The organism is Mesorhizobium sp. M0001, from assembly GCF_040324255.1.
GTDB lineage: Bacteria > Pseudomonadota > Alphaproteobacteria > Rhizobiales > Rhizobiaceae > Mesorhizobium.
The window spans coordinates 107,956-131,858 of sequence record NZ_JAMYVS010000010.1 but is presented as its reverse complement, the minus strand read 5'-3'; the positions used below and the strand labels follow the sequence as shown (position 1 = coordinate 131,858).

Annotated in this window: 24 protein-coding genes; 14 read left to right on the top strand and 10 right to left on the bottom strand. The window is 64.0% G+C overall.

The genetic code is table 11. From position 1 onward, the window contains the following. The first annotated feature begins 29 nt into the window (after nt 1-29). The 8 genes from ehuB (at nt 30) to doeB (ending at nt 7,593) form a co-directional block, all read left to right on the top strand. Nucleotides 30-881: an ectoine/hydroxyectoine ABC transporter substrate-binding protein EhuB gene (gene ehuB / locus NKK50_RS24355; protein WP_023682674.1), complete on the top strand. Its 852-nt coding sequence runs from the start codon at nt 30-32 to the stop codon at nt 879-881. Between the two features lie 161 nt (nt 882-1,042). Then, entirely contained in the window at nt 1,043-1,702 is a 660-nt protein-coding gene (gene ehuC / locus NKK50_RS24350) for an ectoine/hydroxyectoine ABC transporter permease subunit EhuC (protein WP_023682673.1), read from the top strand. After that, on the top strand, nt 1,702-2,361 hold the full coding sequence (ehuD, locus tag NKK50_RS24345; RefSeq protein WP_352498036.1) for an ectoine/hydroxyectoine ABC transporter permease subunit EhuD: 660 nt from the start codon (nt 1,702-1,704) through the stop codon (nt 2,359-2,361). Before ehuC ends, ehuD begins: the two co-directional genes overlap by 1 nt. Before the next feature lie 8 nt (nt 2,362-2,369). Next, nucleotides 2,370-3,149 carry an ectoine utilization protein EutA gene (gene eutA, locus NKK50_RS24340; RefSeq protein ID WP_352543959.1) on the top strand — a complete coding sequence of 260 codons (780 nt, stop codon included), beginning with the start codon at nt 2,370-2,372 and terminating at the stop codon, nt 3,147-3,149. Nucleotides 3,150-3,154: 5 nt separating this feature from the next. Beyond that, a complete protein-coding gene (eutB, locus tag NKK50_RS24335; protein ID WP_352500705.1) occupies nt 3,155-4,141 on the top strand; it encodes a hydroxyectoine utilization dehydratase EutB in 987 nt (328 codons plus the stop codon). 232 nt (nt 4,142-4,373) lie between these two features. Then, nucleotides 4,374-5,366 (top strand): cyclodeaminase, encoded by a 993-nt coding sequence (locus NKK50_RS24330; RefSeq protein ID WP_023704765.1) that lies wholly within the window; start codon nt 4,374-4,376, stop codon nt 5,364-5,366. 38 nt (nt 5,367-5,404) lie between these two features. Further along, nucleotides 5,405-6,583, top strand: a complete 1,179-nt coding sequence (doeA, locus tag NKK50_RS24325) for an ectoine hydrolase DoeA (protein WP_023704766.1) — start codon at nt 5,405-5,407, stop codon at nt 6,581-6,583. Between the two features lie 5 nt (nt 6,584-6,588). Further along, nucleotides 6,589-7,593 carry a N(2)-acetyl-L-2,4-diaminobutanoate deacetylase DoeB gene (gene doeB, locus NKK50_RS24320; RefSeq protein WP_023745624.1) on the top strand — a complete coding sequence of 335 codons (1,005 nt, stop codon included), beginning with the start codon at nt 6,589-6,591 and terminating at the stop codon, nt 7,591-7,593. 25 nt (nt 7,594-7,618) lie between these two features. Here doeB and NKK50_RS24315 read toward each other — a convergent pair whose 3' ends face one another. Continuing rightward, nucleotides 7,619-9,115, bottom strand: coding sequence for an aldehyde dehydrogenase family protein (locus NKK50_RS24315; protein WP_023820932.1), 1,497 nt, complete (start codon nt 9,113-9,115; stop codon nt 7,619-7,621). A gap of 531 nt (nt 9,116-9,646) precedes the next feature. Beyond that, nucleotides 9,647-11,164, bottom strand: a complete 1,518-nt coding sequence (locus NKK50_RS24310; protein WP_031245143.1) for a winged helix-turn-helix domain-containing tetratricopeptide repeat protein — start codon at nt 11,162-11,164, stop codon at nt 9,647-9,649. Between the two features lie 252 nt (nt 11,165-11,416). On the opposite strand from NKK50_RS24310, the gene NKK50_RS24305 reads away from it, so the two are divergent. Both NKK50_RS24305 and NKK50_RS24300 read left to right on the top strand, forming a co-directional pair. Further along, entirely contained in the window at nt 11,417-11,644 is a 228-nt protein-coding gene (locus NKK50_RS24305) for a DUF1127 domain-containing protein (protein WP_023729208.1), read from the top strand. Nucleotides 11,645-11,746: 102 nt separating this feature from the next. Then, complete coding sequence (locus NKK50_RS24300; RefSeq protein ID WP_023704772.1) at nt 11,747-12,928, top strand: MFS transporter; 1,182 nt, start codon at nt 11,747-11,749, stop codon at nt 12,926-12,928. Here the strand turns inward: NKK50_RS24300 and NKK50_RS24295 are convergent. The 5 genes from NKK50_RS24295 to NKK50_RS24275 form a co-directional block, all read right to left on the bottom strand. Further along, nucleotides 12,919-13,053 carry a hypothetical protein gene (locus tag NKK50_RS24295; RefSeq protein ID WP_023682661.1) on the bottom strand — a complete coding sequence of 45 codons (135 nt, stop codon included), beginning with the start codon at nt 13,051-13,053 and terminating at the stop codon, nt 12,919-12,921. The genes NKK50_RS24300 and NKK50_RS24295 overlap by 10 nt on opposite strands. 212 nt (nt 13,054-13,265) lie before the next feature. Beyond that, nucleotides 13,266-13,430, bottom strand: a complete 165-nt coding sequence (locus tag NKK50_RS24290) for a DUF3309 family protein (RefSeq protein WP_023667887.1) — start codon at nt 13,428-13,430, stop codon at nt 13,266-13,268. 363 nt (nt 13,431-13,793) lie between these two features. Beyond that, on the bottom strand, nt 13,794-15,680 hold the full coding sequence (locus tag NKK50_RS24285) for an ABC transporter ATP-binding protein (RefSeq protein WP_352543958.1): 1,887 nt from the start codon (nt 15,678-15,680) through the stop codon (nt 13,794-13,796). Beyond that, nucleotides 15,680-17,536, bottom strand: a complete 1,857-nt coding sequence (locus NKK50_RS24280) for an ABC transporter ATP-binding protein (protein WP_352543978.1) — start codon at nt 17,534-17,536, stop codon at nt 15,680-15,682. The genes NKK50_RS24285 and NKK50_RS24280 overlap by 1 nt, the downstream gene beginning before the upstream one ends. Before the next feature lie 243 nt (nt 17,537-17,779). After that, entirely contained in the window at nt 17,780-18,694 is a 915-nt protein-coding gene (locus NKK50_RS24275; RefSeq protein ID WP_023692224.1) for a dihydrodipicolinate synthase family protein, read from the bottom strand. Between the two features lie 281 nt (nt 18,695-18,975). On the opposite strand from NKK50_RS24275, the gene NKK50_RS24270 reads away from it, so the two are divergent. Next, nucleotides 18,976-19,908 carry a LysR family transcriptional regulator gene (locus tag NKK50_RS24270; protein ID WP_352543957.1) on the top strand — a complete coding sequence of 311 codons (933 nt, stop codon included), beginning with the start codon at nt 18,976-18,978 and terminating at the stop codon, nt 19,906-19,908. Here the strand turns inward: NKK50_RS24270 and NKK50_RS24265 are convergent. From NKK50_RS24265 to NKK50_RS24255, 3 genes are all read right to left on the bottom strand, one after another. Next, nucleotides 19,859-20,590 (bottom strand): SDR family oxidoreductase, encoded by a 732-nt coding sequence (locus NKK50_RS24265; protein WP_023709993.1) that lies wholly within the window; start codon nt 20,588-20,590, stop codon nt 19,859-19,861. The two genes, NKK50_RS24270 and NKK50_RS24265, sit on opposite strands and share 50 nt — an antisense overlap. A 166-nt stretch (nt 20,591-20,756) precedes the next feature. Next, on the bottom strand, nt 20,757-21,365 hold the full coding sequence (locus NKK50_RS24260; protein ID WP_023738386.1) for an NAD(P)-dependent oxidoreductase: 609 nt from the start codon (nt 21,363-21,365) through the stop codon (nt 20,757-20,759). Nucleotides 21,366-21,417: 52 nt separating this feature from the next. Further along, the gene (locus NKK50_RS24255) at nt 21,418-22,056 is read right to left on the bottom strand and encodes a DsbA family protein (RefSeq protein WP_023823542.1); all 639 of its coding nucleotides are present in this window, start codon (nt 22,054-22,056) and stop codon (nt 21,418-21,420) included. 102 nt (nt 22,057-22,158) lie between these two features. On the opposite strand from NKK50_RS24255, the gene NKK50_RS24250 reads away from it, so the two are divergent. From NKK50_RS24250 to frp, 3 genes are all read left to right on the top strand, one after another. Next, the gene (locus NKK50_RS24250) at nt 22,159-23,070 is read left to right on the top strand and encodes a LysR substrate-binding domain-containing protein (protein WP_023699792.1); all 912 of its coding nucleotides are present in this window, start codon (nt 22,159-22,161) and stop codon (nt 23,068-23,070) included. A gap of 96 nt (nt 23,071-23,166) precedes the next feature. After that, nucleotides 23,167-23,442, top strand: coding sequence for a hypothetical protein (locus tag NKK50_RS24245; RefSeq protein ID WP_023729215.1), 276 nt, complete (start codon nt 23,167-23,169; stop codon nt 23,440-23,442). Nucleotides 23,443-23,517: 75 nt separating this feature from the next. After that, entirely contained in the window at nt 23,518-23,853 is a 336-nt protein-coding gene (frp, locus tag NKK50_RS24240) for a fluorescence recovery protein (RefSeq protein ID WP_023692218.1), read from the top strand. Nucleotides 23,854-23,903 lie beyond the last annotated feature (50 nt).

Genomic DNA, 23,903 nt, shown 5'->3' with positions numbered 1-23,903 from the left:
ACCAAGAAGACAACAAGGAGTTGGGAACAATGAAGAAACTTGGCATTCTGGCCGGCGTCGCCGGTCTCGCACTGACGGCGGTGCTCGCCGCGTCGAGCACCGGTTCGGCCGATGACAGCAAGCTCGAGCAATTGAAGGCACAGGGCTTTGCCCGCGTCGCCATCGCCAACGAGCCGCCCTATACTGCGGTCGCTGCCGACGGCAAGGTTTCGGGTGCGGCGCCCGACGTGGCGCGCGAGGTCTTCAAGCGCCTCGGTGTTGCCGACATCGTCGCTTCCATTTCGGAGTATGGCGCGATGATCCCCGGCCTGCAGGCCGGCCGCTTCGACGTCGTCACCGCCGGCCTGTTCATGAAGCCGGAGCGTTGCGCGGCGGTCGTCTATTCCGAGCCGGTGCTGTGCGACGCCGAGGCGATGCTGGTGAAGAAGGGCAATCCGAAGGGCTTCAAGAGCTACGAGGATGTCGCCAAGGACACGTCCGCCACAATCGGCGCGCCCGGCGGCGGCACCGAGGAGAAGCTGGCGCTCAACGCCGGGGTGCCGCGCGAGCGCGTCATCGTCGTGCCGGACGGCCAGAGCGGCCTGAAGATGCTGCAGGACGGTCGCATCGATGCCTATTCGCTTCCCGTCCTGTCGATCAACGACCTCGTCAAGAAAGCCAACGATCCGAACCTCGAAGTCATCGCCCCGGTGGTAGGCGCGCCGGTCTATTGCGACGGCGCCGCCTTCAAGAAAGGCGATGAGGCCCTGCGCGATGCCTTCGATGTCGAGCTCGCCAAGCTGAAGAAATCCGGCGAGTTCGCCAAGATCATCGAGCCCTACGGCTTCTCGGCCGCAGCCGCGATGTCGACCACGCGGGACAAGCTCTGCGCGGCGAAATAGGGCCGTTTGCCTTCTCCCTGTTCACCGGGAGAAGGTGGCCCAAGGGCCGGATGATGGGCGGCGCCAGGTTCTGAGAATTTAGCGCTGCCCCTCATCTGCCTGCCGGCACCTTCTCCCAGTGTACGGGGAGAAGGAGCTAGAACCCAACCGTTGGAACCCGAATGACCCAGTGGTCCGGCTACCTTGGCCTGATATTGCAGGGAGCGCTTGTCACCATCGAGCTGACGCTGATGGGGTCGGTGCTCGCCCTGATCATGGCCTTCCTCGCCGGCATGGGCCGCGTGTCGCGCTTCTTTGCTCTGCGCTGGCTGGCAACCGTCTATATAGAATTCTTCCGCGGCACCTCGATCTTCGTGCAGCTGTTCTTTGCCTATTTCGTGTTGCCGTTGATCGGCCTCGAACTGACCCCGCTGCAGGCGGGTGTGCTGGCGCTGGGCCTCAATGTCGGCGCCTATGCGGCCGAGGTGGTACGCGGCGCCATCCAGTCGGTCGGCCGCGAACAATATGAGGCCTGCATCGCGCTCAACCTCGGCCGCTGGCAAGGCATGCGCCATGTCATCCTGCCGCAGGCGCTGCTGATCATGCTGCCGACCTTCGGCAACAACGCCATCGAACTGCTCAAGGCGACCTCCGTGGTGTCGCTGATCTCGCTCGCCGATCTCACCTTTCAGGCGCAGGTCGTGCGCTCGCAGACCGGCAACACGCTGGCGCCGTTCACCACCATCCTGATCATCTATTTCGCCCTGGCGCTGATCATCTCCTGGGGCGTGCGTTCATTGGAACGCCGCATGGCGCGCGGCCTCGACGGGGTGCGCGTCTGATGGATTGGGACTGGAACTTCGTCTGGGAGATCCTGCCGACGCTGATCCAGGGCGTGAAGATCACCATCCTGGCAACGCTGCTCGGCTCCGTGCTGGCCGCTGTCGTGGGTCTGGGCATCGCGCTGGCGCGACGCTCGCCCAACAAGGTCCTGTCGCGCACCGTTGGTTGGGCGGCCGAATTCATCCGCGGCACGCCACTTCTGGTGCAACTTTATTTCATCTTCTATGTCCTGCCGGATTTCGGCATCCTGTTGCCGCCGCTGGTCGCCGGCGTCATCGGGCTCGGCCTGCACTACGGCACCTACACGGCGGAAGTCTATCGCGCCGGCATCGACAACGTGCCGCGCGGCCAGTGGGAGGCGGCCAAGGCCTGCAATCTGAGCGCCACGCAGACCTGGACCAACATCATCATTCCGCAAGCGATCCCACCGATGATCCCGGCGCTGGCCAATTATTTCATCGCCATGTTCAAGGAGACACCGCTGCTATCGGCAATCACCGTGCTGGAGCTGATGAACCAGGCAAAGAGCGTCGCCAACACCTACTATCGCTACATCGAACCGATCACGCTGGTCGGCGCTTTCTTCCTCGTCATCAGCCTCTTCTCGGTCGTGCTGCTGCGCTGGCTGGAACATCGCTACGGCAAGATCGAAAGGTAATTCTCAAGATGAAACCGCTGCCCGAAATCAGGCTGATGCCGACAAGGCCGGCGCTCGATGCGCGCCCGCTGGAAAAGCGCGTCGGCCTGATCATCCTTGCCACCGACCACACCAGCGAACCGGATTTCCGCCGCATGGTGGCGAGCGAGCGCATCGGCGTCTATGTCGCGCGCATTCCCTACAAGAATCCGACGACGCCGGAAAACCTTCGCAAGATGCAGCCGGAGCTGGCGGCGGGCGCCGCGCTGATCCTGCCAGACGAGCCGCTCGACGCGATCTGCTACTCCTGCACCTCGGCCTCGGTGGTGATTGGCGACGCCGAGATCGAGGCGGCGATCCAGTCTGCCAAGCCGGGTGTTCCTGTGGTCACGCCGCCCATGGCAGGCGTGCGCGGGCTGAAGGCGCAGGGTGCCAAGAAGATCAGCATCCTCACCCCTTACACCGTAGAAACCTCCAGACCGATGGCGACGTATTTCGCCGAGCGCGGCTTTGAGATCGTCAGCTTCACCTGCCTCGGCTTCGAGGACGATCGCGAGATGGCGCGCATTGCGCCGGCAGCGATCGCCGACCTGGCTCGTGAGGCGACGAATGCGCAGGCCGATGCACTGTTCGTGTCCTGCACCGCATTGCGCGGAGCGCTCGCGGTTCCCGGCATGGAACAGGCGATCGACCGCCCGGTCGTCACCAGCAACCAGGCGAGCGCCTGGAACTGTTTGCGGTTGTGTGGCGACGGGACGTCGCATCCCGAATTTGGCCGTCTGATGACGCTGCCTTTGCCGCGCGATTGACGATCATGACGACAGTCACCCTTAACGATATTCGTGTCGCCCGGGAGCGAATTGCCGGCAAAATCGAACGCACGCCGACAGGGTTATCTCACAGCCTTTCCGAACGACTGGGGGTCCCTGTCCACCTCAAGCTTGAACACCGCCAGACCACCGGCAGCTTCAAGCTGCGCGGCGCCTCGAATGCCGTTGCTTCGCTGAGCGCCGAGGAGAAGGCGCGCGGCGTGGTCGCGGCGTCGACCGGAAATCATGGCCGTGCGCTGGCCCATGCCGCGAAGCTGGAAGGCATGCGTGCGGTGATCTGCATGTCGCGACTGGTGCCGGGCAACAAGCTCGACGAAATCCGTCGGCTTGGCGCGGATGTCCGCATCATCGGCAACAGTCAGGACGAGGCGCAGCAGGAGGTCGAGCGGCTGGTGGCGCAAGAGGGGCTGGTGATGTTGCCGCCCTTCGACCACCCGGCCATCATCGCCGGGCAAGGCACGCTCGGACTGGAGATGATCGAGCAGGTCCCGGATGCCGCTCTCGTCCTGGTGCAACTCTCCGGTGGTGGACTCGCCTCGGGCATCGCCGCCGCCGTCAAGGCCGTCAGCCCCGGGACAAAAATCATCGGCGTTTCGATGGCGCGTGGTGCTGCGATGAAGGCGAGCCTGGATGCCGGTCGCCCGGTCGAGGTGGAAGAACTGCCGACGCTGGCGGATTCGCTCGGCGGCGGCATCGGTCTCGGCAACCGGCTGACCTTCGCCATGTGCCGCGATCTGCTCGACGACGTCATCCTGCTCAGCGAGGACGAGATCGCCGCCGGCATCCGCCATGCCTATGAACAGGAGCGCGAGATCGTCGAAGGCGCCGGAGCGGTAGGCATCGCTGCGCTACTCGTCGGCAAGGTCAGGGCGACCGGGCCGGTGGTCGTTCTTCTCTCGGGCCGCAATATCGACATGAACACGCATCGCAAGATCGTCTGCGGTGACGCACTCGCGGAGCGCGCGGCATGAAAACTCTCCCACGCCGAATTCCCGCCCACCCCCCTCTGTCCTGCCGGACATCTCCCCCGCAAGGGGGGAGATCGGCAGCTTCGATGCGGTCGCTGTTCTTGCTGCGCTGGAGATTGGCGAAGGCAGGAGTGCAGTCCAATCTCCCCCCTTGCGGGGGAGATGGCCGGCAGGCCAGAGGGGGGGGTGACGGAACACTATCCTTCGCAGTGCGCGCCTTCGCGGAGCGCGTCGCATGAGCCGGATGACGATCCTCACCGAGAAGGAACTGCGCACAATCGTGACGCTCGATCTCGACGCGGTCGCCTGCGTCGAAAACGCTTTCCGCGCGCTCGCCACATTGCCGGTGGCGATGCCGCCGATTCTGCGGTTGGACATTCACGAGCAGCGCGGCGAGGTGGATGTGAAGTCCGCCTATGTGCCTGGAATAGACGGTTTCGCCGTCAAGATAAGCTCCGGCTTCTTCGATAATCCGAAGCTCGGTCTGCCCAGCGGGGGCGGCATGATGGTGTTGCTCTCGGCAAGAACCGGTGTGGTCGAGGCGCTGCTGCTGGACAATGGCTATCTCACAGATGTCCGCACCGCTGCTGCCGGCGCCGTCGCGGCGAAGCATCTGTCGCGGCCGGATTCGTCCGTCGCCGCAATCTTCGGCGCCGGCGTGCAAGCCGGGCTGCAACTCGAAGCACTCATGTTGGTGCGGCCGATCGCCGAGGCACGTATCTGGGCGCGCGATGCGGTCAAGGCGCAGACGGCCGCAGGCGCGCTGCGCGAAAAGCTCGGCATTCTCGTGCGCGCCGAGCCGGATGCAGCCAAAGCAACCATCGGCGCCGACATCATCGTCACCACCACGCCGTCGACCGAGCCGCTGATCAAGGCCGGCTTTGTCGTTGCCGGGCAGCACATCACCGCCATGGGCTCGGATGCCGAACACAAGAACGAGATCGCGCCGGCGATCCTGCGCATGGCCGATCTCTATGTCGCCGACAGCGCCAAGCAGACACGGCGTCTGGGAGAACTGCATCACGCCATCGCATCGGGCGTGATGGGAGCCGATGCCGCGGTCACCGAACTCGGCCAGATCATCGCCGGCGAACGGCACGGAAGGCGCTCACCCAGCGATATCACCATTGCCGACCTCACCGGCACCGGCGTGCAGGATACGGCGATCGCCACGCTCGCTCGCGACCGGGCGCGGGCGGCCAATGCCGGAACCATTTTTGAAAGCTGATGCTGGCCGCAAGGCCCAACAAACGAGGACCAAGAACAATGCAACCGAACCTGAAATTCTCGCGCGCCGAATTTGCGGATCGCCTCGCCAAGACGCGGAAAGCCATGGAGGTGAAGGGCGTCGATCTCCTGGTTGTCAGCGACCCCTCCAACATGGCCTGGCTGACCGGCTACGATGGCTGGTCGTTCTATGTGCACCAAGCAGTGATTGTGCCCCCATCGGGCGAGCCGGTCTGGTACGGCCGCGGCCAGGATGCCAATGGCGCCAAGCGCACCGCCTATCTCGCGCATGACAACATCGTCGGCTATGCCGACCACTACGTGCAGTCGACCGAGCGCCACCCGATGGATTTTTTGGCCAGCGTGCTTAGTGATCGCGGCTGGGGCAAGCTGACCATCGGCGTCGAGATGGACAATTACTGGTTCTCGGCTGCCGCCTTCGCCGCGTTGCAGAAGCACCTGCCCAACGCCCGCTTCGTCGACGCGACAGCGCTGGTCAACTGGCAGCGCGCGGTGAAGAGCCCGACTGAAATCGACTATATGCGCAAGGCGGCCCGCATCGTCGAAGCCATGCACCAGCGCATCGTCGACAAGATCCAGGTCGGCATGCGCAAATGCGATCTGGTCGCCGAGATCTACGATGCCGGCACGCGCGGCGTCGACGGCATCGGCGGCGACTATCCGGCGATCGTGCCGCTGCTGCCGTCGGGCGCCGACGCCTCGGCGCCACATCTCACCTGGGACGACCAGCCGATGAAGTCGGGCGAGGGCACCTTCTTCGAGATCGCCGGCTGCTACAGCCGCTACCATTGCCCGCTGTCGCGCACCGTCTTTCTCGGCAAGCCGACGCAGGAATTCCTAGATGCCGAGAAGGCGACGCTGGAAGGCATGGAGGCGGGGCTTGCGGCGGCAAAGCCCGGCAATGCCTGTGAGGACATCGCCAACGCCTTTTTCGCCGTGTTGAAGAAATACGGCATCGTCAAGGACAACCGCACAGGCTACTCGATCGGCCTGTCCTATCCGCCGGATTGGGGCGAGCGCACCATGAGCCTGCGCCCCGGCGACCGCACCGAACTCAAGCCCGGCATGACCTTCCATTTCATGACCGGCCTGTGGCTGGAGACGATGGGACTGGAAATCACCGAATCCATCCTGATCACCGAAACCGGTGTAGAGTGCCTCGCCAATGTACCGCGCAAACTGGTGGTGAAGAATTGAGCCCGATGCCTAGCCTCCGCCCATCTCCGATCGCGCCGACCGTCGATTTCGACAAGGACGGCGTGCAACATGGTTTCCTGCGCCTGCCCTACAGCCGCGACGACTCGGCCTGGGGTTCGGTGATGATCCCGATCTGCGTCATCCGCAACGGCAAGGGACAGGCCGCGCTGCTCACCGGCGGCAATCATGGCGACGAGTATGAGGGGCCGCTGGCGCTCTTCGATCTCGCCCGCACGCTCGATCCCAAACAGGTCAGCGGCACGGTGATCATCGTGCCGGCGATGAACTATCCGGCCTTCCGCGCCGGCACGCGGACGTCGCCGATCGACAAGGGCAATATGAACCGCAGCTTTCCCGGCCGTCCCGACGGCACGGTGACCGAGAAGATCGCCGACTACTTTCAACGCGAACTGCTGCCGCGCGCCGACCTCGTCTTCGATTTCCACTCCGGCGGCAGGACGCTGGATTTCGTGCCCTTCTGTGCCGCCCACACGGTGCCCGACAAGGCGCTGGAGCAGAAAGCCTTCGACGCGGTCGCCGCGTTCTCGGCCCCGTTCTCGATGCGCATGATCGAGATTGACTCCGTCGGCATGTATGACACGGCGGCCGAGGAAATGGGCAAGGTCTTCGTCAGCACCGAGCTTGGCGGCGGCGGCACCTCGCGTGCCCAGACCGTGCGGATCGCGCGGCGCGGCATCAGCAATGTGCTGCGCCATGCCGGTATTGTTGATGGTGCGGTCGAGAAGGGCAGAACTCAGTGGCTCGACATGCCGTCAGGCGATTGTTTCTCCTTCGCCGAGGACGACGGCATGATCGAGACCATGGTCGATCTCGGCGAGCCTGTGAAAGAAGGCTCGGTGCTGGCGCGCATCCATTCCACCGGCCGCACCGGCATCGCTCCGCAGGAGATCAAGGCAAAAATGTCCGGCATTCTGGCGGCGCGGCATTTCCCCGGCCTGGTCAAAGCCGGTGACTGCGCCGCCGTCCTGGCCCTTGTGGTTTCATCGTGATTTCGCAGAGTACGCCGCGCGAATATCAGTCGGTCTGGATCCAGACCGACTTGGTCTCCAGATACTCGTGCAGATGCTCGATGCCGCCCTCGCGGCCATAACCCGACATCTTCATGCCGCCGAACGGCACCGCCGGGTCGATGGCATGGTACATGTTGACCCAGACCGAGCCGGCCTTGACCCGGCGCGCAAGCTTGTGCGCGGTGCCCAGATGCGTGGTGAAGATGCCGGCGGCCAGGCCATAGGGCGTCGCATTGGCACGCGCCACCGCTTCGTCGAGCGTGTCGAAGGGCATCGCCGAAATGACCGGGCCGAAAATCTCCTCGCGCGCGATGGTCATCTGGTCCGACACGGCGCCGAAGACCGTCGGCGCAATGAAGTTGCCGCCATCGTAGAGCTCGCCGGTCAGCCGCGAGCCACCGGCGACCAGTTCGGCGCCTTCGTCGCTGCCGGCCCTGATATAGCCCTCCACCTTGCCTGCCTGCCTGGCATTGATGAGCGGTCCGATTTCCGTCTCTGCCTCGATGCCATGGCCGATCCGCAGTCTGCCCGCGAAATCGGCGAGCCGGCGGACGAACTCGTCATGGATTTCGCGCGCCACGAACAGCCGCGAGCCGGCAATGCAGATCTGGCCCGAATGCACGAACACCGCCATCGCCGCGATCGGAACAGCCTTGTCGATGTCGGCGTCGCGGCAGACGATGATCGGCGACTTGCCGCCGAGCTCCAGTGAAACGCGTTTGAGGTTGGCCACGGTTGCCCGCGCGATGGCCTGGCCGGTCAGCGTTGATCCGGTGAAAACGATCTTGTTGACGTCTGGATGTTCGGCGAGCCGCGCACCGGCTTCGGCCCCGGTGCCGGTGACGACGTTGACGACGCCGTCGGGCACGCCGGCTTCCTGCATCAGTTGCGCGATCAGCAGCGGCGTCAGCGACGCATCCTCGGACGGTTTCAGCACGATGGTGCAGCCCGTCGCCAGCGCCGGCGCGATCTTCCAGATCGAGGCGGCGGTCGGCGCGTTCCAGGGAATGATCGCACCAACGACGCCCACCGGCTCGCGCCGGGTGAAGGTGACGATCTCGCCGGGAATCGAATTGTCGATCGTCTCGCCATGCAGCGCCGTCGCCATGCCGGCATAGAAGCGCAGCATGCCGATGACGCGGCGCCGGTTAGCGAGCGTGCGCGTGATCGGCAGCCCCATATCCAGCGTGTCGGAAACGCTGAGCTCTTCCCAATGCGTCTCGAAGAGATCGGCGATCCTGAGCAGCACGCACTGCCGCTCGTAGGGCGAGAATTTGGACCATGGGCCTTCGAAGGCCGCGCGCGCGGCGGCCACCGCCGAGTCGATATCGGCAGCCCCGCCGCGCGGCACTGTCGCCAGCACCTCGCCTGTTGCCGGATTGAGTGCCTGCATGCCGTGGCCGGACTGCGCCGCGACCCACTTGCCGCCAATGAACATCGGTCGGAATTCGCCATGGTACAACGCCGTGGCCTTCGCCTTCGGGTCGAAGTTCAGCGTCATCTCTTCCTCCTCGCAATTCCGTGGCGACTATTACTCCCGCCGCCGACCTCAAACAAGGAAAGCTAAAGGGCGCTCGGACAATCAGATTGCGCGGACTTCCCGATCACGCCAGCCGCTAGAGCGTGATCCAGAAAAGTGGGAAACGGTTTTCGGAAAAGATCATGCTTCGACAAACGGCATCTAGAAAATCACCGGCATCTAGAAAAATCATCGCGAGTTGTCGGAGCGCGTCGCTGAAAGCTCAAGGAGGCAAGCCGATCATTGCCCACGGCGACCGCGATGCCGGCATTGCAGACGAGAGCGCAACAGGTAGTCGCCAGCCGCCACCCAGCGCTCACCCGTGGCCGGATCGATCGTGGCCGTTCCAGCCGGCTTCACCGTGACAGAGGTTTCGCGCGCCGCTTCGCTGCAATCGCTGTTGGATGACTGCACGCGGAAGCAAGATCGGTCGAGCGGCCTCGCGACTTGCAAACATTGACAGATTGAGCCGCAACCGACGGTGCCTGGCATTCGATCGAGCACGCCGGTCCGTCACTCCGGAAGGCCGGCCTTTCGGAAGCCATCGACGAAATGGTCGAGCGTGGCCGTGTCGCGGAACGGCTCCGTCTCGACCCAGTGGCTGGTGGTGAAATGTGGGTTCGCGACAAGGAACAGGTCGACCTCGGCGCGCGCCTCATCGATCCGGCCGAGTTGCGCAAGGCTTGCCGCAAGGAAACGGCGCGAGCTTGTCCGATACGTCTCGTCCCGGCGCGTCGTCTCGACGGCGGCTTCATAGTCGCGCGCCGCATATTGCGCCTGGCCGAGCGTCAGGTAGTACCAGCTTGCCGGAAACGGGTTCAGCCGGAACGCCTTGCCGATATAGTCGAGGCCGTCCTCGACGCGCCCGGCCAGGACCGCGATGTCGGACAATGTCGCCCAGGCATCGGCCTCGTTCGGGTCGAGTTCGAACGCCTTGGCAAATCCCACATCCGCTTCGTCGAATCTGCGCTCATAGGCAAGCAGGTTGGCAAGCACCCAGTGGCAGCCGGCATCGTTGGGATCGATCGCCACAGCCTTGCGCGCCAGTTCCAGGGCAAGGCCTCGGGCGGGCTCAATGGGCTCTCCCCAATGCACCCATCCCATCCAGTGGTTCATGGCAAGCCAGCGATAGGCTTCGGCATAGTCCGGATCGAGCGCAAGCGCGCGCGTCAGCAACAGATGCGCTTCGCGCGCCGTCTCCGGCGAGACGTCGATCAGGTTGCGGGCCCGCACGCACAGATCGTAGGCCTCGAGATTTCGGGGCCGATTGCGCGGCAGCGGCGCGCGCAGCCGGCCAAGCAGCGCCTCGACGATCTTGGCCGTCACCTCGTCCTGAACGGCAAAGATATCTTCCAGGCCGCGATCGAAGCGGTCTGCCCATAAGTGCTCGCCGCTCAGCGCGTCGACCAGCTGGGCGTTGATGCGCACGCGCCCGGCGGCGCGTCTGGCGCTGCCCTCCAACAGATAGCGCACGCCAAGTTCCCTGGCGACCTCGCGCACATCCACCGCCTTGCCCTTGTAGGCAAAGGTCGAGTTGCGCGCGATGACGAACAGGCCGCCGATCCTCGACAGGTCGGTGATCAGGTCTTCGCTCAACCCGTCGGCAAAGGCTTCCTGCTCGGGGTCGTTGCTGAAATTGGCAAAGGGCAGCACGGCTATCGACGGTTTGGCGGGCAGCGGCAAAGCCTGTCGCTTCTCGTCGCCGAGCTGTTCGATGGCGCCGGCGAAGCGATAGCCGACGCGCGGAACGGTCGATATCCATTCTCCGCCGTTCGTGGCCGGACCCAGCAGCTTGCGCAATTGCGCAATCTGGACGGTGAGGTTGCCTTCCTCAACGGCGGTGCCTGGCCATGCCGCATCCATCAACTCGGCCTTGGCCACGATCTCGCCGGGCCGGGCGACGAGCGCCGCCAGCAGCTGCAGTCCGCGGTGGCCGGCGGCGACGGGAACTTGGTCCCGAAGGAGCGTTCCCGCACCCGGATCGAGCACGAACGGACCAAAGGCAAAGCGCGATCCCTGCATAACGCGCATCTATAGAGCAATTCCAGGAAAGGTGTGAAGGCGGTTTTCCCACGGGAAAGCGCAGAGCGCTTCACGGACGTATGGCGTCAAAACAAAGAGTTGAGCACCTCGTCGTTTCGATGAATCGGCGAGGTGCTCTAACTGCTTTGGAACTTTTGAGAACTATTTGGCCGCGCTTAATTACGGCGCCGTCCGCATGCGGCAGAATTCAACCTCTTTCAAGCCGAGGGCTGTCGCCCCTCAAACCGAATGGAGGTTGCCATGAACGATACCCTTGCTTCTGCTCGTGCAGCCTTGCCGGAAAAGGCGGTGTCATCGGGCCGGCGTCCGACGGGCCCGCGGGGCATGATCGCGGCCTGGCGCGAGCGGATACGCTTTCGCTGGGACCTCAAGCAGATGGCGGAGACCAATCCGCACCTGATCGATGATATCGGTCTGACCAGACGCCAGGTCGAGGCCGAAATCGTCAAACGCTTCTGGCAAGTGTGAGCTGATGTCGCGGATAAGACCCGCCCGCCTGTTTGGGCGTACCGCGGCGTTTTGCCGGCATTTGCACTTGCCGGAACGTGCCGATCCTGCTTCGAAGTCGGCATGAGCGCCGAAGACGCGACGTCACCGCCGGAGAACCACATCGCATGGGCCGCGATGGCCGGCATCATCGCGACAGTTACGGTGTTCGCCATAGCACAGGGGCTGACGTATCCGCTGCTCAGCTTCATCCTGGAACGGCAAGGGACGACACCGGGCCTTATCGGCCTCTCGGCCGCGATGACGCCTCTGGGTTTCATTATATCGTCGCTCTTCACGCCGGCGCTGGTCCGGCGGGTGGGCGCGGCGCGCTTTGCGGTTGTGTGTTCGATCCTGGCAGCAACCGTCCTGATCGCGATTGCCTGGACGCAGGATGTATGGGCCTGGATGCCGTTGCGCTTCCTGCTCGGCTTCTTTGCCAATCCGCTTTACGTGATCAGTGAAACCTGGCTGGTCTCGATCACACCCGCCGCACGCCGAGGCCGCATCATGGGCCTATACTCCTCCATCGTTTCCGCCGGCTTTGGCCTCGGCCCGCTGTCGCTAGGCTTGGTCGGCACGCAAGGATGGCCACCCTTCATCATCGGCAGCGCGGCCTTCCTTGTCTGCGGCCTGATCGTGCTTGCCGTCGCGCCACGCCTGCCCGACATGCCGCGTGAGGGCGAAGCGGTGTCGGTCGGCGGCTTCTTCGCGCTGGCGCCGCTGCTCTTGTTCGCAGTCTTCACGGCTGCCGCCTTCGAGCAAGTCCTGCTTTCGCTGTTCGCGGTCTATGGTGCCGCGCTCGGCAGCACTGAGCAGCGCATCGCTTCGCTCATCACCTGTTTCATCGCCGGCAATGCCGTGCTGCAGGTCGTGCTTGGGCGCGCCGCCGAACGGTTTGGCTCGAAGCCGATGATGCTGTTCTGTGTCCTGGCTTGCCTGGCCGGTTGTTTGCTGTTGCCGTTGCTCTTCGCTACATGGCTTGTCTGGCCGCTCTTCTTCGTCTGGGGCGGGGTCTCGTTCGGGATCTACACGCTGTCGCTGATCCAGCTCGGCGAGCGTTTCACCGGTCAAGCCTTGATCGCCGGCAATGCCGCCTTCGCGTTCGTATGGGGGGTAGGCGGCATCGTCGGCTCACCCGTGGCCGGGCTGGCGATGCAACTGACCGGACATCAGGGACTGCCATTGTCGCTTGGCCTGCTGTGCTGCGTGCTGGTGGTGTTTCTGCTGGCGGAGTTACGGCGGGTTGACCGCGTTCAGGCGTAAGGCGTGCCTGCCATTGCGGCCTTCAGGCCGATGCTGCCCTTGTCGACAATAGCGAGAAAGGCCGGACCCGCCTCGTCGCCGTCCTGGGTTTCTCGAAGCGTCCGATCCGCCTCGATGAACGCCACGGCCGCCAGGCGGGTGTCGGGGTCTGCAGCTTACGCCCGCCGCCTTCGGATAGTGCCACCATTAGGATATCCCAGCTCGTCGCGTTCGCTCTCGCTCGCGCCGACGCCGGCCCAGTCCGGACCAGCAATGTCTTCAGCTGCCATGTCTTCAAACCTCGATGTCAGGCGAAAACGCGGCCGCCGTAGAAACTCGGCGGCCGCCAATGGCGACGCTATATTCGCCCGAGAACAACCAGAATGATCACGATGATCAGCACCAGCCCGAGGCCACCGCCGCCATAGTAACCAGTGCCGTAGAACGGGCCGCCGCCGAGGCCGCTGAAGCCGCCGAGCAACGCGATGATCAGGATGATAATAAGAATGGTACCCAGGCCCATATGCCGTCTCCTTCGCTGCCGCGCCGTTCACGGCGCGGCTCGAAGAACTAAACTCCCAGCAAGCCTTCCTGTTCCCCGGCGATTTTCATCCGACGGCTAAGGAACGAAAGCCATCATGACGGCGTTTGCTGAGGTTCAGGCGCAAGCTGCGCGTGCATCGCGCGCCAGGCGGCGCGTAGAATTCAGAATTTACGCGGGATTGCCCTTTAGGCGGCCGGCCGCTCCTCCACCTGAACGCGCGGCAGGCGTGACGCCGGGCTTACGCTGGAAGGCGAGCTGAAACGTGTCGTCATCTGAAGCCGAATTGGTCGACGACGAGTTTTGGCCCCGCACCATTCCCAGTCGAGCTGAACCGGCAGCAGCTCACGTCGCCTTGCCGGCCGGCGCGCCTATGTCTTCCTCGGCAATATCGTCGAACGATGCGTAGTTCATGTTGTAGAGCCTGGCATAGAGGCCCTTGGCCGCCATCAGCTGCTCGTGATTTCCGCTCTCGACGATCTCGCCGTTCTGTAAGACGATGATGCGGTCGGCGCCGCGTATGGTCGCCAGCCGGTGCGCGATGACCAGCCCGGTGCGGCCTTCCAGCAGCGTGACCAGTGCCTTCTGGATCAGCATCTCGGTGTAGGAATCGATGCTCGCCGTCGCCTCGTCCAGCACCAGGATTTTCGCATCCGCCACCAGTGCGCGTGCAAAGCTGATCAGCTGGCGCTGGCCGATGGACAGATTGCCGCCGCGCTGTTCGAGCTCGGTGTCGTAGCCGTCAGGCAAATGCTCGATGAAGTCGTGCGCGCCAACGGCTTGCGCGGCGCGCACAACCTCTTCGCTGGTAGCCGATGTCTTGTGGTAGCGGATGTTCTCCAGCACCGTGCCGGAAAACAGGAACGGCTCCTGCAGCACCATCGCCACCTGATCGCCGAGCGAATCCTGCGTCACGTCGCGCACATCGTGGCCGCCGACCCGCACCTCGCCCGACCAGACATCATAGAAGCGGTGCACCAGCGCCATGCAGCTCGACTTGCCCGAACCGGTGGGGCCGACAAGCGCAACCGTCTCGCCCGGATTGACGCGGAAGGAGATGTTTTTCAGCACCGGCTGGTTCTGCCGGTAGCCGAAGGTGACGTTCCTGAACTCGACCGAACCGTCCATGTCGCGCGTCAGCGTCACCGCGCCCTGTCTGTCGCTGACGTCGACCGGTACGTCGAGCACTTCGGAGATGCGTTGGCCCGACGCCATGGCGCGCTGCATGACCGAGTACTGCATGGTGAGCGAGCGGATCGGGTCGAAGAAGCGCTGGATATAGAACAGGAACGCCACCATGACGCCGATGTCGAGGCTGTGCGACAGCACCATCGAGCCGCCGACGACGATCACGGTTGCCATCGCAATGCCGGTCAGCGTGTCGACGATCGGCACCATCACCTGCGCATATTTGGCCGAGGTCAGGTGAGCCCTGAGATTGGCCAGCACCTTCTCGTCATAAAGGTCGAAATTGACGTGCTGGCGCTCCAGGCTCTGCACCGTGCGAACGCCATGGATGCCTTCGGCCAGCGCGCCATTGGCGATCGAGTTGGTCTCATGCGCGGCCATGAAGGCGATCTTGGCGCGCGGCAGCCAGAACAGGCGCACGATGAACAACGCCGGCATGGTCGACAGCGTCAGCAGACCGAGCCGGAAATCGAGCCACAACAGAACGCTGACGATGCCGAACAGCAGCACGATGTCGCCCACCGACATCACCGAGGTCTCGAGGAATTCCTGCATGGAATTGACGTCGCCCTGCAGGCGCGACATCAGCCGGCCCACCTCGGTCTTGTCCATGAAGCTCAGCGAGACGCGCTGCAGATGGCTGAACATGGCGCGGCGCAAATCCGACAGCACATTCTCGGCCACCTTGCCGACGACGCTTTCCTGGACATAGCTGGCGGCATAGTTGATCAGGATGATCAGGGCGAAGGCACCGATCGCCCAGTTCATGACGGAGCTGTCGGCCTTGCCCGCCGCCATGCCGTGGTCGATGGCGTAACGGATGACCAGCGGGATCGCCAATTGCGTCAGAGTGAACACCAAAACGGCGGCCACCGAGATGAAGATCCGGCCCTGGTACGGTCTCACGAAGCTCCAGATGCGGCGCACGATGCGCGGATCGTAGACCTTGCCGAAGACCTCTTCCTCGTCGCGGTGCGAACCGACGACGGCCCTGGTGGGCCGCCGGCTGGTGTCTTCCTTCTGGTCGTCGTTCTGTGTCGACATCATGCGGCTCCCACCGCCACCGGCAAATCGTCGTCCGGCCGCAGCTGCAGGTCGTAAAGCGCGCGGTAGCGACCACCCAGCGCCAGCAATTCCTGGTGCGTGCCGCGCTCGGCGATGCGGCCATTCTCGATGAACAGGATCTGGTCGGCATGCATCAGCGAACTCAGCCGGTGCGAGATGATCAGCGTCACGCGGTCCTTGGCGAAGCGCTTCATCGCGGTGCGGATTCGCTGCTCGGTGCCGGCGTCGACAGCCGCGGTGGAATCGTCGAAGACCAGCACCGAAGGCCGCAGCATCAGGGTGCGGGCGATGGTCAGGCGCTGCCGCTGGCCCCCGGAAAGCGATGACCCGCGCTCGCCCACGACCGTGGTGTAGCCGGCCGGAAGCCCGATGATGTAATTGTGCAGCTGGGCGTATTCAGCCGCCTGCCCGATGCGGGTCTCGCGCGCCCACGGATTGCCATAGGCGATGTTGTTTTCGATCGAGGTGGTGAACAGGAAAGCGTCCTGCTGCACGACGCCGACCGCCTTGCGCAGCGATTGCAGCGTGACCTCGCGTATATCCTGCCCGTCGATGGTGATCGCGCCTGACCTCACATCGTAGAAGCGCGGGATCAGATGCGCGATGGTCGACTTGCCGCTGCCCGGCGGGCCGACAATGCCGACGGTCTCGCCGGACCTGGCCTCGAAGGAAATGCCCGACAGCGCCGGCCGGCCGCCGGCGCCCGCGTAGCGGAAGCCGACATTGTCGAAGCGCAGCAAGCCTTCGGTGACCACGAGATCCTTGGCATCAGGCGCATCCTCGATGTCAAGTTCGGCGTCAAGCAGTTCGAACAGCCTTGTGCCGCAGGTCGAGGCGCGGGCGAACGAGTTGACCATCAGCCCGAGCTGGCGCACCGGCATCTGCAGGATGGTCATGAAGGTGAGGAACTGGGCCAGCGTGCCGACGCTGATCTGGCCCGCGATCACCTTCTGGCCACCGAACCACAGCACCAGGCCCATGGCCGCCAGGAAGGAAAAATTCATGGCGCTGGTGTTGGAGACGCGGATGTCGACGCGCTGGTCGGCAAGCTCCAGCGCCGACTTCTTGGCGCGGTCGAATTTTTCCAGCTCATGCCGCTGCGCCGCAAAGGCGCGCACGACGCGGATTCCGCCGAGGTTCTCGTCCATCACCCGGCTCAGCACTGACAGCCGCTCCTGCAGCGTCAGCCAGGTGCTGCGCAGCCTGAGCTGTGTGACCGAGGAGCGCCAGGCGACGAACGGCACGAAACTCAGACTGAGCAGCCCGAGCTCGAGATCGGTGCTGATCAGGAGATAGGAGCCGACGCCGATCAGCACGCCGAGCAGCACCACGCGCAATATGCCGGTGGAAAAGAACATGCGCACGCCGTCGAGGTCGAGCAGGCCAAGCGTAATCAGGTCGCCGGTATGCACCCGGTCATGGAAGGAGAAGCTCAGCCGCTGGATCTTCTCGTAGAAGGCCAGGCGCAGCTCATAGCCGGTGCGGTGGCCAACGGCCTCGCCATAATAATTCTGCGCCATGGTGAAGAGGCCGCGCAGAATGCTGACGACGAGCAAGGTGATCGCCGTCGTCCACAGCGCCTGCTCAGCCGCCGCGCCGCCGCCTCCAGCCATCACGCCTTGCGCCTGGTCGATGGCGTGGCCGAGCAGGCGCGGGATGAACAGCTGCAGCGTCGCGGCAATGAAGGTCGAGGCGATGGTGACCGCAACCTGCCAGGGATGGCGCAACGTCATGCGCACGATGCGCAGCAGCGTGCTGAGGCCCTTGCCCCAGGACGCCTCCGCCACATGGGCAAACGATTTGCCGCGCTTCGCCGCGCCGCGGGTTGCATCCATTGCCAAGGAAAATATCCAATCCGGTCCGGACATTAGCCCAGACGAATGAAGAAGACTCAGTTTCAGATGCCGCGATGGTACGCCTCCATTTTGACCGTTCAAGGGCCAATGGCGGCATCGCACTGTGCCTGAAAGGGGCTGATCGTCCGCGACCGCTTAAGCCCGTGTCGGCGTTAGAGGCGGCAGGCTCGTCACTTTAGGCCGATCGAAAAGATGCGAGCATGTGGGTTGCGCCAACCGCCATCATGCGTGACCTCGGCCAATGTGATCGGCTGCGGGACCGAGCGCAGTGAGCAGCGCCTTGCCGCTTTCCAGCGTCGCATTCTCATGCGGCGCGCGCAGGTTGAGCCAGCGTTTGTCGCCGGAGCGCACCGCCAGCACGGCCTTCATTGCCGGGATCAGGCCTGCATCCTGGATCACCTTGCGGAACGCCCTGATCGCGGCGTCCGCTTCCGTGACGTCTTGGCCAGCGATCGTCGCGTCGTAGAGGGCGCGGATGGCCGCAGCGTTGAGATTGACGGTCGCGGAGATACAGCCCGCAGCACCACTGGCGAGCCCCTTGGTCAGTTGCGCCTCCGAGCTGGGGAACACCGCGACGTCGGGTGCGGCGGCAATCACCGCCGCCGTGTTGTTCCAGTCGCCGGCGCTATCCTTGTAGGCGACGACCGTCTCTGGAAACGCCGCGCTCAACCGGGCGGTCAGGGCAGGGCTTACCGGCACGCCGGAGTTCTGCGGGATGTGGTAGAGGATCATCTTCAGCGCCGGGTTGGCCACCCTTTCGATCAGCTCGCTGTAGTAGCGCGCCTGGCCATCGTCCCCGGCGGCCGTGTAGAAGAACGATGGCAGCACCATCACGGCGGCGCAGCCGAGGCCGACCGCGTGCTTCGACAGTTCGACGGTTTCGGGCAGTGCGGTGACGCCGGTGCCGGGCATCATGCGCCCCGGCGAAATGCCTGATGCAACCAGCCATTCCAGCGCCTGCATGCGCTCGTCGAGCGAGAGCGACAGTGCCTCGCCCGTGGTGCCGAACGGCGACAGCAAATGGGCGCCCTGGCCCAGCACCCATTTGGCATGTGAGATCCACAGGTCACGGGCAATGCGGCCATCGTTCTCGAACGGCGTCAGGATCGGGGCGATGGTTCCTTGCGGGCGGGGCATGTCGGTCCTTCCATCGGTGCTGGAAATCAGCTTGGCATAGAGCATACGTACGATGCGATCTGCCAGAGGCGATCTCTTGGGCCACCGCGCCGGCCGTGGGAAAACTTGCGGGTCATTGCCGCGAAATTCTGGCCCTTCGGTCTGCCGCAACCAGATGACGCCGGCGTCAATGGGTTGCAAATGGACCGGGGTTGCAAATGGACCGGGGTTGCAAATGGAACAGGGTTGCAAATGGACCAGCCAAGCCCGAAATGTCGAACAGAGACAGATCCGGAAACGGCATGCACCCACGATTGCTCAAGACCTTCCTCGCCGTGGCGCGGCACCGCAACATCACCCGCGCAGCGCGGGAGGTTCATCTGGCGCAGTCGAGCGTCAGCGACCAGATCCAGTCGCTGGAAAGCGAACTTGGTGTCGTCCTCTTCATCCGCTCGCGCCACGGCCTCGACCTGACAACGGCCGGCGACGCGCTGAAACCCTATGCGGAAGAGATTCTGCAACTGGCGGAGGAGGCGCGTATTGCCGTCGAGTCAACGACGGGAATGACCGCCGGAACGGTTACGGTCGGCGCGCTGGAGACGATTGCGACCGTCAGACTTCCGCAATGGCTGGCGGCCTTTCGAGGCGACCACCCGGAGATCGGTCTGCGGCTGAAAATCGCCGGCAGCGATGCCCTGCTGCGGCAGCTCGAAGAGAGCGAGATCGACGTCGCCTTCTGTTTCGACAAGGGCGGTCTGGACGAACGTCTGGCCCGGCGCACGATATCGGCCGAGCCGCTGGTCCTTGTCGCATCAGCTGAGCATGCGGCCGCATCGCGACAGAACGACCTAACCGCGCTCGCCGCGATGAGTTTCGTGGTGACGGAAACCGGATGCGTCTACCGGCATCTGTTCGACACTGCCTTTGCCGAGATTGCAGCGCCAGAACTTGCCGCCGAAGTCGGCAGCATCGGCGCCATTGGGGGCCTGGTGGCGACTGGTGTCGGCGTGAGCCTGGTGCCGCGGCTGGCCGTTGCCGACGCGCTCGATCGCGGCGAGATCGTCGAATTGCCATGGCCGGGTCCGGCCCGCACGGCGTCGCTGGTCATGATCTGGCGCCGCCGGCGCGTCCAGCCGTCGGCGCTGAAACTGCTGCTGGCGGCCGCGGCCAGGAATTTCGCTGCGCTCAGATCAGCCGGTGACCGCCCTCGACATGCAGAACCGTCCCTGTCGTAAAACCGTTGCCCATCAGAAAGGCGATGGCATCGGCAATGTCGTCCGGCTGTCCGACGCGGCCGACCGGCAGGCGCCTGGCCATTGCATCGAGCGTCTCGTGCTTCTTGTCGCCGGCCACAAAACTCCAGATCGGCGTGTCGACCCAGCCCGGCGAGACGGCGTTGACACGGACCGGCGCCAGCTCGACCGCCAGCGCCCGCACCAACCCTTCCAGCGCAGCGTTGACGGCGGCAACGACCGAGCCGCGCGCCGCCGGCCGGTAGGCGGCAATGCCTGAGGTGAAGGTGATGGAGCCGTTGGCCGAAAGCTGCGGCGCGCCATGCTTGGCGAGCAGCAGCGGCCCGTAGAATTTGCTTTCGACGACCCGCTGCGCCGCCTTCAGGTCGACTGAAGGCAATAGCTCATAGGCGCCTTCGATGTCGGCGGCGGTGCTGACGATATGGTCGAGCCGGCCAATTCGCTTGAACAGGTCAGCGACCTGATCCTCCCTGGCGATATCGGCCGCGACGGCGCTCAAAGCGGAAGGGTTCTGCAGCGCCTCGCCGGCACGCTTGAGCCTGGCTTCACTGCGGCCGACGATGATGACTTCGGCGCCTGAGACCAGGCACCGCCTTGCCAACGCCAGCCCCATTCCGGAGCTGCCGCCAACGATAATGATTTTCGATTTTGCGATGTCTGCCATGTTTCCGTTCCTGTCCTGAACCGCTCCGGGCGAGAGTTCGCAGACCGGCGGCAGGAGTGGAAACGGAAGAAAGCGATAGTGCCATCGGAGGCTCCGATGGCACTATCGTCGATAGGAACCGGCGCCGGCCACTCCGTCGAGTGGCCCGCCTGTCAATGAAGTGCGCTCAGTAGCCGACGGTAAAGCGCTGCTTGATATGCGCCGGCTTTTCGATCTCGTCGGCCATGACGATGGCATAGTCCTCGAAGGAAATGCTGCTGCCTTTGTCTGACGTCAGCAGCGTGTCCTTGCCGATGCGGTATTTGCCGGTGCGCTCGCCGGCGACGAACAGCGCCGAAGGCGACAGCAAGGTCCAGTCGAGATCGTCGACCGTCCGCAGCGTGTCGAGGAAGTCGGCGCCCTTCTGCGCCTCGGCCTTGTAGATATCAGGGAAGGTCGGCGTGTCGACCAGGCGCTTGCCGGGCGCAACCTCAAGGCTGCCGGCGCCGCCGACGACGAGGTAGCGTTTGACGCCGGAAGCACGCACGGCTGCGATGAGCGTATCGGGATCGCTGTCGAGGAAATGCACCGAGGAGATCACCGCGTCATGACCCTTGATCAGGGCGGCAAGGCCATCCTTGTCGAAGACGTCGCCCTTCTTGGCAATCACGCCCGGAAGTGCCGCGATCTTGTCTGGATGCCGGGCAATGGCGGTGATGCTGTGACCGCGATCGGAGAGTTCCTTGAGCAGGCGCGAGCCGACCTGGCCGGACGCGCCGATAAGTGCGATTTTCATGGGGATTTTCCTTTCGTCTGGGGAGAATTTCGTCTGGGGAGATTTTCTGGGACTACGCCGCCTCGATGTGAGCGACGAGATTGTCGTAGCTGCCGAACAGCGCGTTGGCGCCGATCAGGCGCGGCGCCGTTTGGCCGATCACCGCGAGCGCGGGAACGCCATTGGCATGCAGCCGCTGGAACAATGCCCGCCCGCGGCTGACCAGGTCGTCATGCTTCGCCAGAAACGCCTGCGTCGGCGCTTTCAAAAGCTTTGCCGCGTCGCTCATGCCGGCGTCGGCCAGTACCGCGGCGACGCCGTCAACCGTCACAATATCGCGGCCGTCGACGTAGCGGGCATGCTGGATCGCCTTCAGTGCCGCAAATCGCTGGCGCCAGTCGTCCAGTCCGGCGGCGTTGATGCCCATGGTGGCAGCGGAAGAATCGAGCAAGGTGCCGCTGACATTGAGCACATTGTCGAGATAGGCCTGACTGAAGCGCTGTCCGCTCAGCCGCGCGATGCGCTGGTCATTGTCCCAGGCATGGGCGGCAAAACCTGCATCCAGCGGCCGCGCGCCCGCACCGGAGAAAAGCCCCACCGGCAACAGATCGAGTGCGGCCCCGCCGGCGGCCAGTCGATCCAGCATCGGCGTGGCGCCATAGCACCAACCGCAGAGCGGGTCGAAAAGATAGGTTAGGGTTGCATTGGTCATGGCGGCCTCATTCTGTTGCCCGATAGATGACAGCTGGACCGCTTGCGAAAAATAGCGATCAATCATACAAACTGTCTGATAAAATCAGACAATGAGCGGCCTGTGACCGAACTCCTCAATCTCAACCGGCTCGTCTACTTCGCCACCGTGGTGGAGACCGGCTCGTTCACGGCCGCTGCCGACCGTCTCGATGTTGCCAAGGCTGTGGTCAGCCATCAGGTCGGCAAGCTCGAAGAAGAGCTTGGCGCTACGCTGTTGCGGCGCACGACCCGGCGCGTGACGGCGACCGAAGAGGGTCGTCTGTTCTATGACCGGACCGCGATCATCCTGCGCGAGGCGGAGGCAGCCTATGGCGACATTTCGCAGCGAGCGGCGCAGCCGACGGGGACGCTGCGGCTGACGGCGCCGCTCGATTATGGCGAGAAGGTCGTGGCGCCGACCATCGCCGCCTACATCAGAAAATACCCGAAAATGCGGGTCGAGACGATCTTCGACGATGCGGTCAGCAACCTGGTCGACGAGCAGATCGATCTTGGCATCCGCGTCGGCTGGCTTGCCGATTCCAGCAATCTGGCGCGGCGGCTGGGCAGCCTGCAGCAATTCGTCGTCGCCAGCCCGGAACTGGCCGCCAGGCTGCCTGGGGAAGCCAGCCCCAGGCAGGCGAAGTCGCTGCCCTGGGTCGGCAACGCCCAGTTGCGCGGGGTCGGCCAATGGCTGTTCTCGAGGGGCACGGAAACGGTGCTGGCCGAACTCAACCCCGTCGTCAGCTGCGACAAGACACCAGGCGTGCTGTCCTGCGTGCTGGCCGGCATCGGCCTCGGCATCTTTCCGGATTACAGTGTCGCCGACGACATTGCGCGCGGCCGGCTGGTGCGGGTGTTCGCGGACTGGACCTTGCCGTCCGGTGGCATCCATGCCGTCTTCCCGCCGGCGCGCTTCAGGCCGGCCAAGGTGCGCGCTTTCGTCGACCTCCTGGTTGCAGCCGAACGGCGGCGCGCGCGCAGTGCGGGCTGATTTCGGCACCGGCCGGCAATGCCGGCGAGGGAACCTTTGTTCGGCAGGCGCTTTTGGATATGCTGCGATTCCGAACCGTCAGAAGGGGTACTGCCGATGACCACCAAGATCTTTGCGACCTGCATGCTCGCTCTCGCTGTCGGCTGCAGCCTGTCCACAGCGGCTGTCGCCAAAGACAAGCATCGCCATCGTCAGCCAGAACCCGAACGCTACGTCCCCGCCCATCGCGACCTCATCTACGCCCTGTTCGGCGGCCCGCGCTACTATGACAAAATGCTGATCACCACGGCGGCCGGCCCGTGCTCTTACGACCGGGTCGGGCCGGACGCGAATGCGCTGAACAAGGTCAACGATCACCATTGCGGAAAGTAGATTGGTCCCAAAGGCGGGGTCCTGCGTCCCAGGGTTACCGGATGACGGCCGCCGCGAACACGATAGAGACAGTCGATGACCGCTGGTGAGAAATGGTCTCCGTCCGAAAAGAAAGTCGCCCGCACTGCCTATGACGCAGCGCTGAAGGTGGCGCTCGACAAGACGTTGGCTGAACTCAAGAGCAGGGCCCACGTTGCGGCAACGCCTTCCGAAATATGGGATGTCGAAGACTTTCTGCGGCAGCAGCGACGGAAGATCAACCAGATGTTCGACTATCGCTATTCACAGCTAATACAGGTCTTCGCCAATCTCATCCGGCAAGGCTATCTCGAGGAGAATCTCCTTGTTGGCTTGTCGGAAGACAAGCGGCAAACGATCCGAAAATACGCCAGCTGGAATCGCGAAGGGTAGGGGTCCTCTTCGGGGACCTTGGCGCTGCATTCAAACTGGACCATTCACCA